Origin of the sequence: Arthrobacter sp. UYEF21 (genome assembly GCF_040546085.1) — a bacterium.
In the GTDB taxonomy this organism is placed as follows: Bacteria; Actinomycetota; Actinomycetes; order Actinomycetales; family Micrococcaceae; genus Arthrobacter.
Genome location: NZ_JBEPNF010000002.1, coordinates 266555 through 281149 on the forward strand (window position 1 = coordinate 266555; position 14595 = coordinate 281149).

Genomic DNA, 14595 nt, shown 5'->3' on the forward strand with positions numbered 1-14595 from the left:
GGAAGTGACCTACCGGGAAAAGCAGCGCGGCGGGGCCGCTTGCCTTTCCCGGTACGTCTACCTGCTAAACCTCTTCTACGGAACTGGGCTCTGCACGAGACAGATCAATGCCCAGTTCTTCCGCAGCCGTGAAGACTGCGTCATCAGAGTCACGCATTTCAATTGTGGTTCCGTCCGTGGAAAGCACTTCCACGTTCAGGCACAGTGACTGCATTTCCTTGATCAAGACCTTGAAGGACTCAGGAACGCCCGGTTCGGGGATGTTCTCGCCCTTGACGATGGCTTCGTAGACCTTCACGCGACCGTGGATATCATCCGACTTGATCGTGAGGAGCTCCTGGAGCGTGTACGCGGCGCCGTAAGCTTCGAGCGCCCACACTTCCATTTCACCGAAGCGCTGGCCACCGAACTGTGCCTTACCACCCAGCGGCTGCTGCGTGATCATGGAGTACGGACCGGTGGACCGGGCGTGGATCTTGTCGTCCACCAGGTGGTGGAGTTTCAGGATGTACATGTAGCCAACGGCGATCGGATCCGGGAACGGCTCGCCGGAACGGCCGTCGAACAGACGGGTCTTGCCGGAGGAGTTGATCAGGCGGTCGCCGTCGCGGGTCACGTTGGTGGAGTCCAGCAGGCCTGTGATTTCTTCTTCACGGGCGCCATCGAACACCGGCGTTGCAACAGTGGTGGAGCCACTCTCGCGCGGCAGGTTCGGCAGCTGCTTGAGCCACTCGGGCTCGCCTTCGATCTTCCAACCGGTCTTGGCAACCCAGCCGAGGTGCGTTTCCAGCACCTGGCCGACGTTCATACGGCCCGGAACACCCAGCGGGTTCAGGATGATATCAACGGGGGTACCGTCGGCAAGGAAGGGCATGTCCTCGATCGGGAGGATCTTGGAGATAACACCCTTGTTGCCGTGGCGGCCAGCGAGCTTGTCGCCGTCGGTGATCTTACGCTTGGCTGCCACGTAAACGCGGACCAGCTGGTTCACGCCCGGGGGCAGTTCGTCGTCGTTGTCGCGGTCGAAGACGCGGACACCGATGACGGTGCCGGACTCGCCGTGCGGAACCTTCAGGGAGGTGTCGCGCACTTCGCGGGACTTCTCACCGAAGATGGCGCGCAGCAGGCGCTCTTCCGGGGTCAGTTCGGTTTCACCCTTCGGGGTGACCTTTCCGACCAGGATGTCGCCGGCTTCAACCTCGGCACCGACGTGGATGATGCCGCGCTCGTCCAGGCCTGCCAGGACTTCCTCGGACACGTTGGGGATGTCACGGGTGATTTCCTCGGCACCAAGCTTGGTGTCGCGGGCATCGATCTCGTGCTCCTCGATGTGGATGGAGGAAAGGACGTCCTCGGCAACAATGCGCTGCGAGAGGATGATGGCGTCCTCGAAGTTGTGGCCTTCCCATGACATGAATGCCACGAGCAGGTTCTTACCGAGGGCGAGCTCGCCCTGGTCCGTTGCCGGGCCGTCAGCGATGATGCCGCCGACTTCGAGGCGCTGGCCTTCGTTGACCAGGACGCGGTTGTTGTAGCAGTTGCCCTGGTTGGAGCGTGCGAACTTGTTGATGCGGTAGTTGGTTTCCGTACCGTCATCGTTGAGCATGATGACCAGCTCAGCGGAGACCTCGGTAACCACACCGGCCTTCTTCGCGATGGTGACATCACCGGCGTCGACTGCGGCTGCACGCTCCATGCCGGTACCCACAAACGGGGCCTCGGACCGGACCAGCGGCACAGCCTGGCGCTGCATGTTGGCACCCATGAGTGCGCGGTTTGCATCGTCATGTTCCAGGAACGGGATCAGGGCCGTAGCCACGGACACCATCTGGCGCGGCGAAACGTCCATGAACTCGACTTCGGCGGCGGGGACCAGCACGGGCTCGCCTCCACCACCACGGGCGCGGACCAGGACGGTCTCTTCGGCAAACCGCTTGTTTTCATCCAGCGGAGCGTTGGCCTGTGCGATCAGGACCTCAGCCTCGTCGTCGGCGGTCAGGTACTGGACCTCATCGGCGACAACGCCTTCGGAGACGAGGCGGTAGGGAGTCTCGATGAAGCCGAACGGGTTGATGCGGCCGTACGATGCCAGCGAACCGATCAGACCAATGTTCGGGCCTTCAGGGGTTTCAATGGGGCACATGCGTCCGTAGTGGGACGGGTGAACGTCACGGACTTCCATGCCTGCGCGGTCACGGGACAGACCACCCGGGCCAAGCGCGGAAAGACGGCGCTTGTGGGTCAAACCCGAGAGCGGGTTGTTCTGGTCCATGAACTGCGACAGCTGGGACGTTCCGAAGAACTCCTTGATGGCAGCGACAACCGGGCGGATGTTGATCAGGGTCTGCGGCGTGATGGCCTCGACGTCCTGGGTGGTCATCCGCTCGCGGACAACACGCTCCATACGGGACAGGCCGGTGCGGACCTGGTTCTCGATGAGCTCGCCGACGGCGCGGATGCGGCGGTTGCCGAAGTGGTCGATGTCATCGATCTCAACACGAAGGTCGTGGTCCTGGCCGTCGCGCTTGCCCTTGAGGGTTTTCTCGCCGGCGTGCAGGGCTACCAGGAACTTGATCATGGCAACGATGTCTTCAACGTGCAGGACCGAAGCTTCCTTGTCTCCAAGGGAGCGGTCGATGCCAAGCTTGCGGTTGATCTTGTAGCGGCCAACCTTGGCCAGATCGTAGCGCTTGGAGTTGAAGTACAGGTTGTCCAGCAGGGACTGGGCAGCCTCTACTGTGGGCGGCTCGCCCGGTCGCAGCTTCCGGTAGATGTCCAGCAACGCATCTTCGCGGGTTTCGGTGGCGTCCTTCTCCAGCGTTGCACGCATGGAGTCGTACTGGCCGAACTCTTCGAGGATCTGGCCTTCGGTCCAGCCGAGGGCCTTCAACAGAACCGTGACCGACTGCTTGCGCTTACGGTCGAGGCGGACGCCGACCTGGTCGCGCTTATCGATTTCGAGTTCGAACCATGCACCGCGGGACGGGATGATCTTGGCAGTGAAGATGTCCTTGTCACTGGTCTTATCGGCGGTGCGCTCAAAGTAGGCGCCCGGTGAACGGACCAGCTGGGAGACGACCACACGCTCGGTGCCGTTGACGACGAAGGTGCCCTTCTCGGTCATCAGCGGGAAGTCGCCCATGAACACGGTCTGCTGCTTGATTTCGCCCGTGTTGTTGTTCATGAACTCGGCCTTGACGTACAGCGGAGCCGAGTATGTTGCATCCCGGTCCTTGCACTCGGCCATGGTGTACTTCGGGTCAGCGAACTCCGGATCGGAGAAGCTCAGGGACATGGTGCCCTGGAAGTCCTCGATCGGGGAGATCTCTTCGAAGATGTCCGACAGTCCGGACGAGGTGGCGACGCTGAGATCGTTTTCTTCAACGGCCTTCGCTACGCGTGCCTGCCAGCGTTCGTTTCCGACCAGCCAGTCAAAGCTGTCCGTCTGCAGGGCAAGGAGATTCGGAACGTCAAGCGGTTCGTGAATCTTTGCGAATGAGAGCCGGCGAGTGGCACCATCAGTGCTGTTTGAATCGATAGCGGTGGCAGTGTTATTTACATTAGAGGTGCTCGAGGCGACCAAGAGGGATCCTTCCACAGACCTTCAGGCGTTTTCAGATCTCCCCCGCTGTGCACCCTGCGGAATGACTCCGCAGTGCTACCATCCGGTTCCGCTATATGACCCGGGGCCGGGGCCGACCATGCAATGACGTTGTTGACGGCACGTTGATGGTCAGCTGCCAGGCAAAGCCCACCGCTATATGAAGGCTGAAGGTAAACAGGGAAGACGCAAATATCTACGATACGGCAAAACCCATTACGTGTCTACCCCACATCCAGCGTTATTGCAAGCACCGATTTTTTGGTGCTTTCCGGGGCCTCAGAGCCGGAGCGTGACGCCCTTGGCTGTGCACTCCGGGGCGTTGGCGAAGACCGCGTCACGGACCAGGTCCTTTGACTCCTGGTCCACTTCGCCGCCGCTTTCAACCGCCGAGGAGTGGTCCAGGGAGAGGACGCTGAGGGAGGCAAACAGCCCCTTCTGGTTGCCGGTGGCAGCGTCCTTGGCGTCCTGGGCGGCGAAGTAGATATCCTCGTAGGCGTTGGCGTTGGCGTGGATAGCCTTGTAGTCGGCGTAGAGCGTGTTGAACTGCTCGCAGGCGGCTTTGACCCCTGCCTGGGGATCCGAAGCGTCGGCAGAGCCCGACGGCGTCGCCTGGGAAAGTGCGGGGCTGGACGTCGCAGGGGCGGTCGTCGACATGGTGGTCACGGGAGCAGGGGTGGCAACGCTGCAGGCTGTGAGTCCGGCGAGGCTGGCAACGGCCGCCGCGGTGAGGATTTTCTTCAAGATTCTGCTCCCTGTTTTTTCCTGGCGGTGCTGCTCTGATCTTCGCCGTCCACCCTACGCATCATGGCGGCACGGTGCACGTCAACCGCTTGGGTAGTTCTCCCCTACGGTCCGCCGCTGCTGGTCCACGGCCCCTGGGCTGCCCGGTGCTCCCCCCGCGGGTCCGGCCGGAATCACCGGCGCCGTTTATGCGTTTGGGTTAGTAGGTGATGAGGCTCACGATAGCCTTGGCCTACATCGATAACTGAGCGGAAGAGATCACTATGGGCAACTCCACGGACAACACTGACGTTGTCATCCTGGCAGCAGCGCGGACCCCGCAGGGCCGCCTCAACGGGCAACTGGCGAGCTTCACAGCCGTCGAACTCGGCGCGCACGCAATCAAGGCCGCACTCGCCGCGAGCGGCGTGGACGCCGGAAAGGTGGACGCGGTCATCATGGGCCAGGTGCTGCAGGCGGGCGCCGGGCAAAACCCGGCACGGCAGAGCGCCATCGGCGCCGGCATCGGCTGGAACGTCCCCACGGTCACCATCAACAAGGTGTGCCTCTCCGGGCTGACAGCCGTGATCGACGCGGCCCGGCTGATCCGCAGCGGCGACGCCACCGTGGTGGTGGCCGGCGGCCAGGAATCCATGACCCGGGCACCCCACCTGTTGCCAGGATCCCGCCAGGGCTGGACCTACGGGTCCATTCAGGCTTTGGATGTGGCTGCCCACGATGGCCTGACAGATGCTTTCGACGGCCAGTCCATGGGCCTGTCCTCTGAGACCAAAAATCTGGCCCTGGGCATCGACCGGCCCTCACAGGACAATGTGGCCGCCCAGTCGCACCAGCGTGCAGCGCTGGCGGCGAAGAACGGAGTCTTCGACGACGAAATTGCACCCATCAGCGTGAAGCAGCGCAAGGGTGATCCGATCGTTCTCGCCACGGACGAAGGCGTGCGGCCCAACACCTCCATCGACACCCTGGCCGGACTCCGGGCCGCGTTCGTCACCGACGGAACCATCACCGCGGGCAACTCCTCTCCCTTGTCCGATGGCGCCTCCGCACTGGTGCTGGCAACGCGACAGTTCGCCGAGGACAACGGCCTGGAATACCTGGCTGTGGTGGGCAAACCCGGCCAGGTTGCGGGCCCGGACAACTCCCTGCATTCGCAGCCGTCAAATGCCATCATGAGCGCCCTGGAGCGGGCCGGCTGGAGCACGAAGGACCTGGACTTCATCGAAATCAACGAGGCCTTCGGTTCCGTGGCGGTGCAGTCGCTGAAGGACTTGGACTACCCGCTGGAGCAGTGCAACATCCACGGCGGTGCGATCGCGTTGGGCCACCCGATCGGGGCCTCGGGCGCGAGGCTGGCCCTGCATGCAGCACATGAACTCAAACGGCGGGGCAGCGGCAAAGCCGCGGTCTCCCTGTGCGGCGGCGGCGGTCAGGGCGAAGCCCTCCTGCTGTACCGGGGCTAATGGTGGGGCAGCTTGAGAACGGAAGTGCCGCCGTCGGACGTCAGCGCTTCCTGGCCGATGCCGCCGCACGCGGCCTCGATGTGCAGATCATGGAGCGGACGGCGGTACGCAGCCTGGCGGAGGCTGCCGGGATCCTGGGCATCACCCCGGCTGACATTGTGAAGTCGCTGGTGGTCAAGCACAAGGACGGGACGTTCCTGTTTGCGCTGATTCCGGGCGACCGGCAGATCTCCTGGCCCAAACTGCGCACGTTGGTGGGGGTGAACAAGCTGTCGCTGCCGCCCGCTGACGTTGCCCTGGACGCAACCGGCTACGAGCGCGGCACCATCACACCGCTCGGCAGCTCGACTGCGTGGCCGGTCTACGCGGACGCCACCATCACGGGCCGACGGATCTCCATGGGTGCCGGCGAGCTCGGCTACAGCGCCTTCGTCGAGGCCGACGCGCTTATGTCGGCCCTCGGCGCGGTCGTCGCTGACATCTCGGACCCCGCCTAAACCCTCCTACAGCAACACAGATTAAAGCAGAAAACCCCGCCCACCGAGTGGACGGGGTTTTCCGTGAAGCGGCGTGAGTTACTTGAGGGTAACGGTTGCGCCGGCAGCCTCGAGCTGCTCCTTTGCCTTTTCGGCAGCTTCCTTGGTTGCACCTTCGAGAACAGCCTTCGGAGCGCTGTCAACAACGTCCTTTGCTTCCTTCAGGCCCAGGGAAGTGATGGCGCGTACTTCCTTGATCACTGCGATCTTCTTCTCGCCAGCAGATTCGAGGATAACGTCGAATTCGGTCTGCTCTTCAGCCTCTTCCGCGGCTCCGCCACCGGCGGGGCCGGCAACAGCAACAGCAGCTGCGGTAACTTCGAAGGTCTCTTCGAAGAGCTTGACGAACTCGGAGAGCTCGATGATGGTCAGTTCCTTGAAAGCTTCAATGAGCTCTTCGTTGGTGAGCTTCGCCATGGTGTGGCGTCCTTCCTATAGGTGGTGCTTGGCGGCCTGGGCCATTGCCTTACACCGGAGTCTGGTGGGTAAAGAGAAACTAGTTCTCTTCGGCAGCGGGTGCCTCGGCGGGTGCCTCGGCACCAGCTTCAGCAACTGCTTCGGGGGCTTCGTCGGCTGCAGGAGCTTCTTCAGCGGCGGGAGCCTCGGCAGCTGCCGGTGCACCGTTCTCTTCTTCAAGCTTGAGGCGCAGTGCGTCGATGATGCGTGCAGCGGCGGCAGCAGGAGCCTTGAGGATGCCTGCAACCTTGGCGAGCTGCAGCTCGCGGGACTCGAGAGCTGCCAGTGCAGAAACTTCGCTGGCGTTCAGTGCCTTGCCCTCGAAGTAACCGGTCTTGATGACCAGCTGCTTGTTGATCTTGGCAAAATCCGTCAGGCTCTTGGCAGCTGCAACTGCGTCACCCTTGATGAACGCGATTGCAGTGGGGCCGGAGAGCTGGCCGTCGAATGCTTCGACACCGGCTTCCTTGGCTGCAATGGCGGTCAGGGTGTTCTTGACGACCGAGAACTTGGTTTCCTGGCCGAGAGAAACACGCAGCTGCTTGAGCTGTGCAACGGTGAGCCCACGGTATTCGGTCAGGACAGCGGCGTTCGATTCCTTGAAATCGTTTGTGATCTCAGCTACTGCTGAAACCTTGGTAGGCGTTGCCATAACCCTCCTTCCGGGGATAGTGCCGGTATGCGACGGTCCCCGCTCAAGTGAGCTAAAACTAAAAACGCCCCGCGCAGATGCACGGGGCTTGGCTCAACATGGCTGTTGCCGTGGAGCGTTTGCTTCGTTCACCTGCGCCGGCCGCCCTATGTCAGGGTCCTTCGTCCAGAAACCCATTTGGCCTCCCGCGCACAACTGCAGAGTTGAGCTGCGTCCAGGAGAATGAATTTCCAACAACCGACGGTCTTTGGTGATTCAAGCCTACGGGACAGTCCGCCGGTCCGCCAAATCGGCCTCAGCTGACGGCTGACTTCAGGTTCGGCAGTTCCTTCTGCCATATGCCTGTCACACCGGCCGTGGTGAACCCCAGCTGCTGGTTGACCGTCAGGAGATACCTGTTCTCCGGCGCGTTCCAGGTGTAGATCACCCTGGCATCGGGGAACTGCTCGGTGAGCCGCTCCATGTTGGCCACCTTGATCAGCAGGCCCAATTTGTTACCGCGGTGTTCCTGCAGGACCAGGGTGTCGTCCTGGAACACCACATCCGGCCGGTGCGCCAGGACGCTAATGGTGGTCAGCCCCACAAAAGTCCCGGTGGCCAGATACTCGACGGCGGTGACCACCGTCCGCCGCCCCTGCGCGACGGTGACCCCTTCTGCTTCACGGAGGATCCCGGCATCGAACACCATTTCGTGCTCAATGGGAGTCTCCAGGGAAGGGTCGACGACGGCGCCCGCCTGGTTTTCCAGCGCGGCCACAGCTTCCAGCCACTCGTCCGGGCAGCGGTCCGTCCAGTGATGGAGTTGGTAGCGGCCGTGGTTGGCTTCCTCTGCTTCCGCCTGCAGATCGGCCACCAGCTTGGTGTCCAGGGGCAACGCACAGGAACTGAACTGCTCTATGTGCTGAAGCGTGTAGCCGGTCCGGCGCGCAAATTCCACTTCCCGGCTTTCCAGCGGCACAAAACCCTGCCCCGAACCCGGGACCAGCTGCGCCTTCTCGAACTCGTGCAGCGACGCACCTGGATGGTTGGTATCCACCAGGATCTGCGTGCGGCCCTCGCTGCGGGCGAGGTGTTCAGCGGCCACCAGAAGCTTGCGGCCCACCCCCTGCCGCTGGATTTCAGGCAAGATGTCCAGGGTGAACTCGGCCAGGTCCAGGTTGTCCGTCAGTGACAGGGCGATGTCCACCGTGCCCACGATCTGGCCGTCGACCTTTGCCACCAGAATGACCTGGCGCTCGTAGGGGTCGGCCAGTTCGAGGAGTTTTTCCAGCGGTGTGTACGCGAGGTCATCACTCCCCCACGTCTGCATTCTGACTTTCCGGCCCACCTCAATGGCGGCCAGGAAATCCGCTGCGTCCGGCGCGTCGAGGGAGTCCGGGATCCATAGCTGCTCAATTTGTACGTCTTTAGCCATAAGGGGCATCATCCCAGCCGTTTCTGCCATTCACCCTCATAACCAGCAGGCCTGAATCCAAGCAATGTATTGATCGCCAGCATATGCCGGTTTTCCGCCGCGTTCCATGTCAGGACCGAGCGCGCCGTGGGCCACCTCTGCTGGGCCGCGCGGAGGTTATTCAGCTTGATCAGCATGCCCAGGCGGTGGCCGCGGTGGCCGCCGGACACCAGAGTGTCCTGTTGAAGCACGGCAGCCGGCACCCCCGGCCGCCAGTTCATGACGGTATACGCCACCAGTTCACCGGTGGATTGGTGCCTGGCGGCCGATACCAATGCCTGGACGCCGCTGCGTGCGAGCGTTTCCTCATTCCGCCGGACCCTGGCTGTGTCCCAGATTTCGCCTTCCCAGTTCAGCCCGGCTGTCGGGACGTCGGCGCTCATCCGCGCGTTGAGCACGGCGTAACTCTCCACAAGTTCCTCCGGGCAGGCATCGGCCCATCCCACCAGGCCGTAATCCGGCGCATGAGCGGACGCTGCGGCTTCCAGTTCAGCCAGCCGGTCCTGCGGCACAGGGAGGGTGAGGCGGCTGGAGGTCTCCACCTGTTCGAGCTCATAGCCGGCGGCCGCGGCGAAAACGGTGGCGGGGTCACCCGCCGGCAGACCACCTGCCCCCGACTTGGCCGGCAGCAGCGGTCCGCAGCCTTCCACCAGCCCTGCCGGCAGCTCAAAGTAACCGTCCAGCGAGGTGCGGCCATTTTCCTGCGCCACTGCCTCGGCGTAGTGCAGGAGTTGTCGTCCCAGGCCGCGCCGCCGGAAGGCCGGTTCCACCAGGACATTGATCCCGGCGGTCGCAGTGTTCTCGCGCAGCGGGAACGTGACAGAACACATGCCCACCGTTTCCTGGCCGAGCCGGGCCACAAAGAGGCGCCGCGCCTCGTATTCGGTGCCGCGCCAATGTTCCAGTTCCTCGGCGTAGGTGTAGCCGCGGTCAAGGTCGCCCCACGTCTCAAGTTCGTGCCCCCGCCGCATGGCTTGGCAGTCACGGAAGTCCCGGAAGCCCTCCGTGCCGTCCGCCAACGGAGGAACAGCGACGGCGCTAATCACCAGGGCAGCGGGTGCAGGCTCAGGGGCGGAGACGGCGTGTGGTTCGGCCATTGCCCCAGCTTAGGCAGAACCGAACGGCGAGTTAAGCAAAAACCGCCCGGCGCAGGCGCCGGGCGGTTTTCACGTGTACCGGACGGATCCGGCAGGGCAACGCTTTTCGAGGACCTACGCCTCGGTGAGCACCTTGGTGACGTTGGGGTCGACGGAGATGCCGGGGCCGAACGTGGTGGCTACGGTGGCCTTCTGGATGTAGCGGCCCTTGGCAGCGGACGGCTTCAAACGAAGGACCTCTTCCAGTGCTGCTGCGTAGTTCTCGGCCAGCTTAAGGGCGTCGAAGGAAACCTTGCCAATGATGAAGTGCAGGTTCGAGTGCTTGTCGACGCGGAAGTCGATCTTGCCACCCTTGATGTCGTTGACGGCCTTCGCGACGTCAGCGGTCACGGTGCCCGTCTTCGGGTTCGGCATCAGGTTACGCGGACCCAGGACCTTACCGAGGCGGCCAACCTTGCCCATGAGGTCAGGGGTCGCGACGGCGGCGTCGAAGTCGGTCCAGCCACCCTGGATCTTTTCGATCAGGTCATCGGAACCAACGAAGTCGGCGCCGGCAGCGATTGCTGCTTCAGCCTTCTCGCCCGTTGCGAAGACGAGGACGCGGGAGACCTTGCCGGTGCCGTGGGGCAGGTTGACGGTGCCGCGAATCATCTGGTCAGCCTTGCGAGGGTCAACGCCCAGGCGGAAGGCAACCTCAACGGTGGCGTCGAACTTGGACGGGTTGGTGTCCTTGGCGAGCGTCACTGCCTCGAACGGCGCGTAGAACTTCTCCGCGTCGATCTTGGCGGCTGCTGCCTCATATGCTTTGCTGCGCTTTGCCATGCTGCTTATTCTCCTTGTGCAGTTGTGGTCTGCGGACCGCGCTGGGCCCTGCCACAGTCGGGGTGCGGGCTCGTTGTCCGTGCCCGATTCCCAACATTTCAATTTCGGTGGTGCCGGTTTCCCGGCAGTGCCGCCCGTCGTCGTGATCGGTTACCCGAACGCAACATGTGGCAGCGAGGGAATTAACCCTCGACGGTGATACCCATGGAGCGGGCGGTGCCGGCGATGATCTTCGCTGCGCCTTCGAGGCTCGTGGCGTTGAGGTCTTCCATCTTGGTGGTGGCGATCTCGTTGACCTGGGCCTGAGTCAGCTTGGCAACCTTGACGGTGTGCGGGGTGGGTGAACCCTTGGCAACACCTGCGGCCTTCTTGATGAGCTCTGCAGCCGGCGGGGTCTTGGTGATGAACGTGAATGAACGGTCTTCGTAGACCGTGATTTCCACGGGGATAACGTTTCCGCGCTGGGCTTCTGTCGCAGCGTTATACGCCTTGCAGAATTCCATGATGTTGACACCGTGCTGGCCAAGCGCAGGACCGATCGGCGGTGCCGGGTTAGCGGCGCCTGCCTGGATCTGCAGCTTGATGAGGCCGGTGACCTTCTTCTTGGGAGCCAATGTAAGGTCCTTCTCTCAATTTCTTCCTGGGACACAGGAGCGTGCCTCAGGTTTTTGGCCGCCATGGCGAGGCGGCCGGCCGTTCCGGGGCTGCTAAGCGGGCAGTCCGGAACGAATTCTGTGCGGGTTGCTAGATCTTGCTGACCTGGTTGAACGCCAGGGTGACCGGTGTTTCGCGTTCGAAGATCGACACCAGGACCACGAGGGTCTGGGATTCGATCTTGATCTCGGAGATCGTGGCGGGGAGGGTCTCGAACGGACCTTCCTTGACGATGACGGACTCGCCAACCTCGAAGTCGACGTCAACGGGGGTCTGCTGCTGCTTGTTGACCGGCTTGCCCTTTTCGGCCTGCTCTTCTTCGAAGACGGGGGCGAGCATGGAGAAGACCTCGTCGAGGCGCAGCGGCACGGGGTTGTGGGCGTTGCCCACAAAGCCGGTGACACCGGGAGTGTGGCGGACGGCGCCCCAGGAAGCATCCGTCAGATCCATGCGGACCAGGACGTAGCCGGGGATGCGGACGCGGTTGATGACCTTGCGCTGAGCGTTCTTGATCTCAACGACCTCTTCCATGGGCACCTGGATTTCGAAGATGTAATCTTCCATGTCCAGGGTCTGGATGCGGGTCTCAAGGTTGGCCTTGACGCGATTTTCGTAACCAGCGTAGGAGTGGATGACGTACCAGTCACCTTCCTGGCGGCGCAGCTTGGCTTTGAATTCATCGGCGGGGTCAACCTCGGCCTTGGCGGCCGCGGCTGCCAGGGCGTCTGCGTCAGCGTCGTCGCCCTCAGCAGCGTCGCCATCTGAGTCGGACTCCTCTTCAGAAGCGTCCTCCGCAGCTACATCCGCCGTAGCGGAATCCTCGGCAACGTCAGAATCGTCGTCGGAATCTGAATCGGGCGCAGCGGACTCAACCTCGGACTCTTCACCGGCTTCGACCGTGGGGGCCGCCGTGTTGTCCGTGGACTCCTCCAGCTCAGTCTCGGTTACCTCGAGCTCCTGCTCAGACACTTGGTCTCCTGCTTCCTCATTGCCTAACATGCCTATTTAAATGGCTCAATTCCGCACACCGGCATGGACTCCGTACCGGTTACCCGGTCTGTGCCACGCGGCCTGCGGACGGTGCGCCTTAGCGGTCCGTGGGAGCGATCCCGCCGAAGACCCAGCTGACCGCGGTTCCAAAACCGAGGTCCAGGATGCTGACGATCACCATCATGATGGCCACGAACACCAGCACCACGAGCGTGTAATTGATCAGTTCCTTGCGGGTTGGTGCAACAACCTTCTTCAGCTCGCCGATGACCTGGCGAACGAAGAGTGCAATACGGGCGAAGAAGTTTGCCTTGGCGTCCTTCTTAGCTGGCCGGCCCTTGGAGCTGCTGGCAGCTGTTTCGGTCACCTGGTCCTCGCTCATCTTTGCAATGTTGGATTACCCGGTCCTGATCAGAACCATGGTTACTGCGCGTGCTCCGGCTATTCGCCGGAACAGCTTGCGCAGGGCAGACAGGACTCGAACCTGCAACCTGCGGTTTTGGAGACCGCTGCGCTACCAATTGCGCCACTACCCTATGGGACGAAAAACGGGACCTGACACGTTTGCCAGCTTTCACTGGGGCGCACGTCATCATCCGTGTTTCAACACCGGAGAACCAGTCTACGCAACAACTTCGTCTACGTCGAACCAGCCCTCATTCCGGACCGTCGAATGTCATCGAGGGTGCCCCTGGCCTGCAGTCGCATCCTCGCCGGCAATCCGAACGATCCGCTGAACAGCATAGAGTAGATCTCGTCGAATTCCACCATCCAGCCACTGAGCTGCAAGCGAAGAACGGACCCGCCATGTCTTCCGCCCGCGTTTCCCAGCGCATATCCGCCATTGCCGAATCCGCAACCCTGGCCGTTGACGCCAAGGCCAAGGCGCTCAAGGCAGCAGGCCGGCCGGTAATTGGCTTCGGTGCGGGCGAGCCGGACTTCGCCACCCCGGACTACATCGTGAAGGCGTCCATTGAGGCCGCCGGCCAGCCCAAGTACCACCGTTACTCACCCGCCGGGGGCCTGCCGGAGCTGAAGAAGGCTATTGCGGAGAAGACACTGCGGGATTCCGGCTACACCGTGGACCCGTCCCAGGTTTTGGTGACCAACGGCGGCAAGCAGGCTGTGTACAACACCTTCGCCACACTGGTGGACCCGGGCGACGAAGTGATTGTGCCCAGCCCGTTCTGGACCACGTACCCGGAGGCAATCCGGCTCGCCGGCGGCGTCCCGGTTGACGTTTTCGCCGGCCCGGAGCAGGACTACCTGGTCACGGTGGAGCAGCTCGAAGCCGCTGTCACAGAGAAGTCCAAGATCCTGCTCTTCGTCTCACCGTCCAACCCCACCGGCGCCGTCTACTCCCCCGAGCAGGTTGCCGAGATCGGCAAGTGGGCCGCCGCCAAGGGCCTCTGGGTAGTCACCGACGAGATTTACGAGCACCTGACTTACGACGGCGTCCCGTTTACCTCCATCGCCACCGCGGCACCGGAACTGGGCGACAAAGTGGTCATTCTCAACGGCGTGGCCAAGACTTATGCAATGACCGGCTGGCGCGTCGGCTGGATGATCGGCCCGGCCGATGTCATCAAGGCCGCCACAAACCTGCAGTCCCACTCGACCTCGAATGTCTCGAACATCATGCAGATCGCCGCCCTCGCCGCCGTCTCCGGACCGCTGACCGCCGTCGACGAGATGAAGGTGGCCTTTGACCGCCGCCGCAAGGCGATCGTCGCCGGACTCAACGCCATTGACGGGGTGGAGTGCCCGACGCCGAAGGGCGCCTTCTACGTGTACGCGGACGTCCGCGGGCTGCTGGGGAAGGAATTCCCGACGGCGGCAGGCACCGCGACGCCGTCGACCTCCGCTGAACTGGCCGCCCTGATCCTGGACGAGGTCGAAGTTGCTGTGGTACCGGGCGAGGCCTTCGGCCCCTCCGGGTTCCTGCGGCTCTCCTACGCCCTGGGCGACGAGGACCTGGCCACAGGAGTGGCCCGGCTCCAGCACCTCCTCGGCAAAGCCAAATAGGACGCTCTCTCACTTCCTGCAAGAAAAAATCCAAACGCCCTGTCACTCTTCTTATGAGAGTGAGGGAGCGTTTGCGTTTAGGCCGCAGGAAGTGAGAGAGCG

The 14595-nt window shown here is 62.7% G+C and carries 13 protein-coding genes and 1 tRNA gene; 3 read left to right on the forward strand and 11 right to left on the reverse strand.

Annotation, left to right across the window (positions count from 1 at the left end; genetic code table 11):
- Positions 1–64 precede the first annotated feature (64 nt).
- Both rpoB and ABIB27_RS04515 read right to left on the reverse strand, forming a co-directional pair.
- Positions 65–3583, reverse strand: a complete 3519-nt coding sequence (gene rpoB / locus ABIB27_RS04510) for a DNA-directed RNA polymerase subunit beta (RefSeq protein WP_354215554.1) — start codon at positions 3581–3583, stop codon at positions 65–67.
- A 297-nt stretch (positions 3584–3880) separates the two neighbouring features.
- On the reverse strand, positions 3881–4345 hold the full coding sequence (locus ABIB27_RS04515) for a hypothetical protein (RefSeq protein ID WP_354215555.1): 465 nt from the start codon (positions 4343–4345) through the stop codon (positions 3881–3883).
- A 263-nt stretch (positions 4346–4608) separates the two neighbouring features.
- Between ABIB27_RS04515 and ABIB27_RS04520 the strand changes: the two genes are divergently transcribed.
- The gene (locus ABIB27_RS04520; RefSeq protein WP_354215556.1) at positions 4609–5808 is read left to right on the forward strand and encodes an acetyl-CoA C-acetyltransferase; all 1200 of its coding nucleotides are present in this window, start codon (positions 4609–4611) and stop codon (positions 5806–5808) included.
- On the forward strand, positions 5808–6305 hold the full coding sequence (locus ABIB27_RS04525; protein ID WP_354215557.1) for an aminoacyl-tRNA deacylase: 498 nt from the start codon (positions 5808–5810) through the stop codon (positions 6303–6305). The genes ABIB27_RS04520 and ABIB27_RS04525 overlap by 1 nt, the downstream gene beginning before the upstream one ends.
- Before the next feature lie 78 nt (positions 6306–6383).
- On the opposite strand, the gene rplL is transcribed toward ABIB27_RS04525, so the two are convergent.
- From rplL to ABIB27_RS04570, 9 genes are all read right to left on the reverse strand, one after another.
- Positions 6384–6761 (reverse strand): 50S ribosomal protein L7/L12, encoded by a 378-nt coding sequence (rplL, locus tag ABIB27_RS04530; RefSeq protein ID WP_354215558.1) that lies wholly within the window; start codon positions 6759–6761, stop codon positions 6384–6386.
- A 79-nt stretch (positions 6762–6840) separates the two neighbouring features.
- A complete protein-coding gene (gene rplJ, locus ABIB27_RS04535; RefSeq protein WP_354253571.1) occupies positions 6841–7452 on the reverse strand; it encodes a 50S ribosomal protein L10 in 612 nt (203 codons plus the stop codon).
- Positions 7453–7747: 295 nt separating this feature from the next.
- Complete coding sequence (locus ABIB27_RS04540) at positions 7748–8866, reverse strand: GNAT family N-acetyltransferase (RefSeq protein WP_354253573.1); 1119 nt, start codon at positions 8864–8866, stop codon at positions 7748–7750.
- An 8-nt stretch (positions 8867–8874) separates the two neighbouring features.
- Positions 8875–10002, reverse strand: coding sequence for a GNAT family N-acetyltransferase (locus ABIB27_RS04545; protein ID WP_354253574.1), 1128 nt, complete (start codon positions 10000–10002; stop codon positions 8875–8877).
- A gap of 114 nt (positions 10003–10116) precedes the next feature.
- Positions 10117–10824, reverse strand: coding sequence for a 50S ribosomal protein L1 (gene rplA / locus ABIB27_RS04550; protein ID WP_354215562.1), 708 nt, complete (start codon positions 10822–10824; stop codon positions 10117–10119).
- Positions 10825–11006: 182 nt separating this feature from the next.
- Positions 11007–11438 (reverse strand): 50S ribosomal protein L11, encoded by a 432-nt coding sequence (gene rplK, locus ABIB27_RS04555; RefSeq protein WP_024365990.1) that lies wholly within the window; start codon positions 11436–11438, stop codon positions 11007–11009.
- Positions 11439–11568: 130 nt separating this feature from the next.
- Complete coding sequence (gene nusG / locus ABIB27_RS04560) at positions 11569–12447, reverse strand: transcription termination/antitermination protein NusG (protein WP_354215563.1); 879 nt, start codon at positions 12445–12447, stop codon at positions 11569–11571.
- A 118-nt stretch (positions 12448–12565) separates the two neighbouring features.
- A complete protein-coding gene (gene secE / locus ABIB27_RS04565; RefSeq protein WP_354215564.1) occupies positions 12566–12850 on the reverse strand; it encodes a preprotein translocase subunit SecE in 285 nt (94 codons plus the stop codon).
- Between the two features lie 81 nt (positions 12851–12931).
- Positions 12932–13004: transfer RNA gene (locus ABIB27_RS04570), tRNA-Trp, on the reverse strand.
- Positions 13005–13275: 271 nt separating this feature from the next.
- On the opposite strand from ABIB27_RS04570, the gene ABIB27_RS04575 reads away from it, so the two are divergent.
- Complete coding sequence (locus ABIB27_RS04575; protein WP_354215565.1) at positions 13276–14493, forward strand: pyridoxal phosphate-dependent aminotransferase; 1218 nt, start codon at positions 13276–13278, stop codon at positions 14491–14493.
- Positions 14494–14595 lie beyond the last annotated feature (102 nt).

Excerpts from the sequence above, each read along its gene's own strand:
- rplL (WP_354215558.1), bottom strand. The coding sequence starts at position 6,761 with ATGGCGAAGCTCACCAACGAAGAGCTCATTGAAGCTTTCAAGGAACTG.
- ABIB27_RS04520 (WP_354215556.1), top strand. The coding sequence starts at position 4,609 with ATGGGCAACTCCACGGACAACACTGACGTTGTCATCCTGGCAGCAGCG.
- ABIB27_RS04545 (WP_354253574.1), bottom strand. The coding sequence starts at position 10,002 with ATGGCCGAACCACACGCCGTCTCCGCCCCTGAGCCTGCACCCGCTGCC.
- rplJ (WP_354253571.1), bottom strand. The coding sequence starts at position 7,452 with ATGGCAACGCCTACCAAGGTTTCAGCAGTAGCTGAGATCACAAACGAT.
- ABIB27_RS04540 (WP_354253573.1), bottom strand. The coding sequence starts at position 8,866 with ATGGCTAAAGACGTACAAATTGAGCAGCTATGGATCCCGGACTCCCTC.
- rplA (WP_354215562.1), bottom strand. The coding sequence starts at position 10,824 with ATGGCAAAGCGCAGCAAAGCATATGAGGCAGCAGCCGCCAAGATCGAC.
- ABIB27_RS04525 (WP_354215557.1), top strand. The coding sequence starts at position 5,808 with ATGGTGGGGCAGCTTGAGAACGGAAGTGCCGCCGTCGGACGTCAGCGC.
- ABIB27_RS04575 (WP_354215565.1), top strand. The coding sequence starts at position 13,276 with ATGTCTTCCGCCCGCGTTTCCCAGCGCATATCCGCCATTGCCGAATCC.
- secE (WP_354215564.1), bottom strand. The coding sequence starts at position 12,850 with ATGAGCGAGGACCAGGTGACCGAAACAGCTGCCAGCAGCTCCAAGGGC.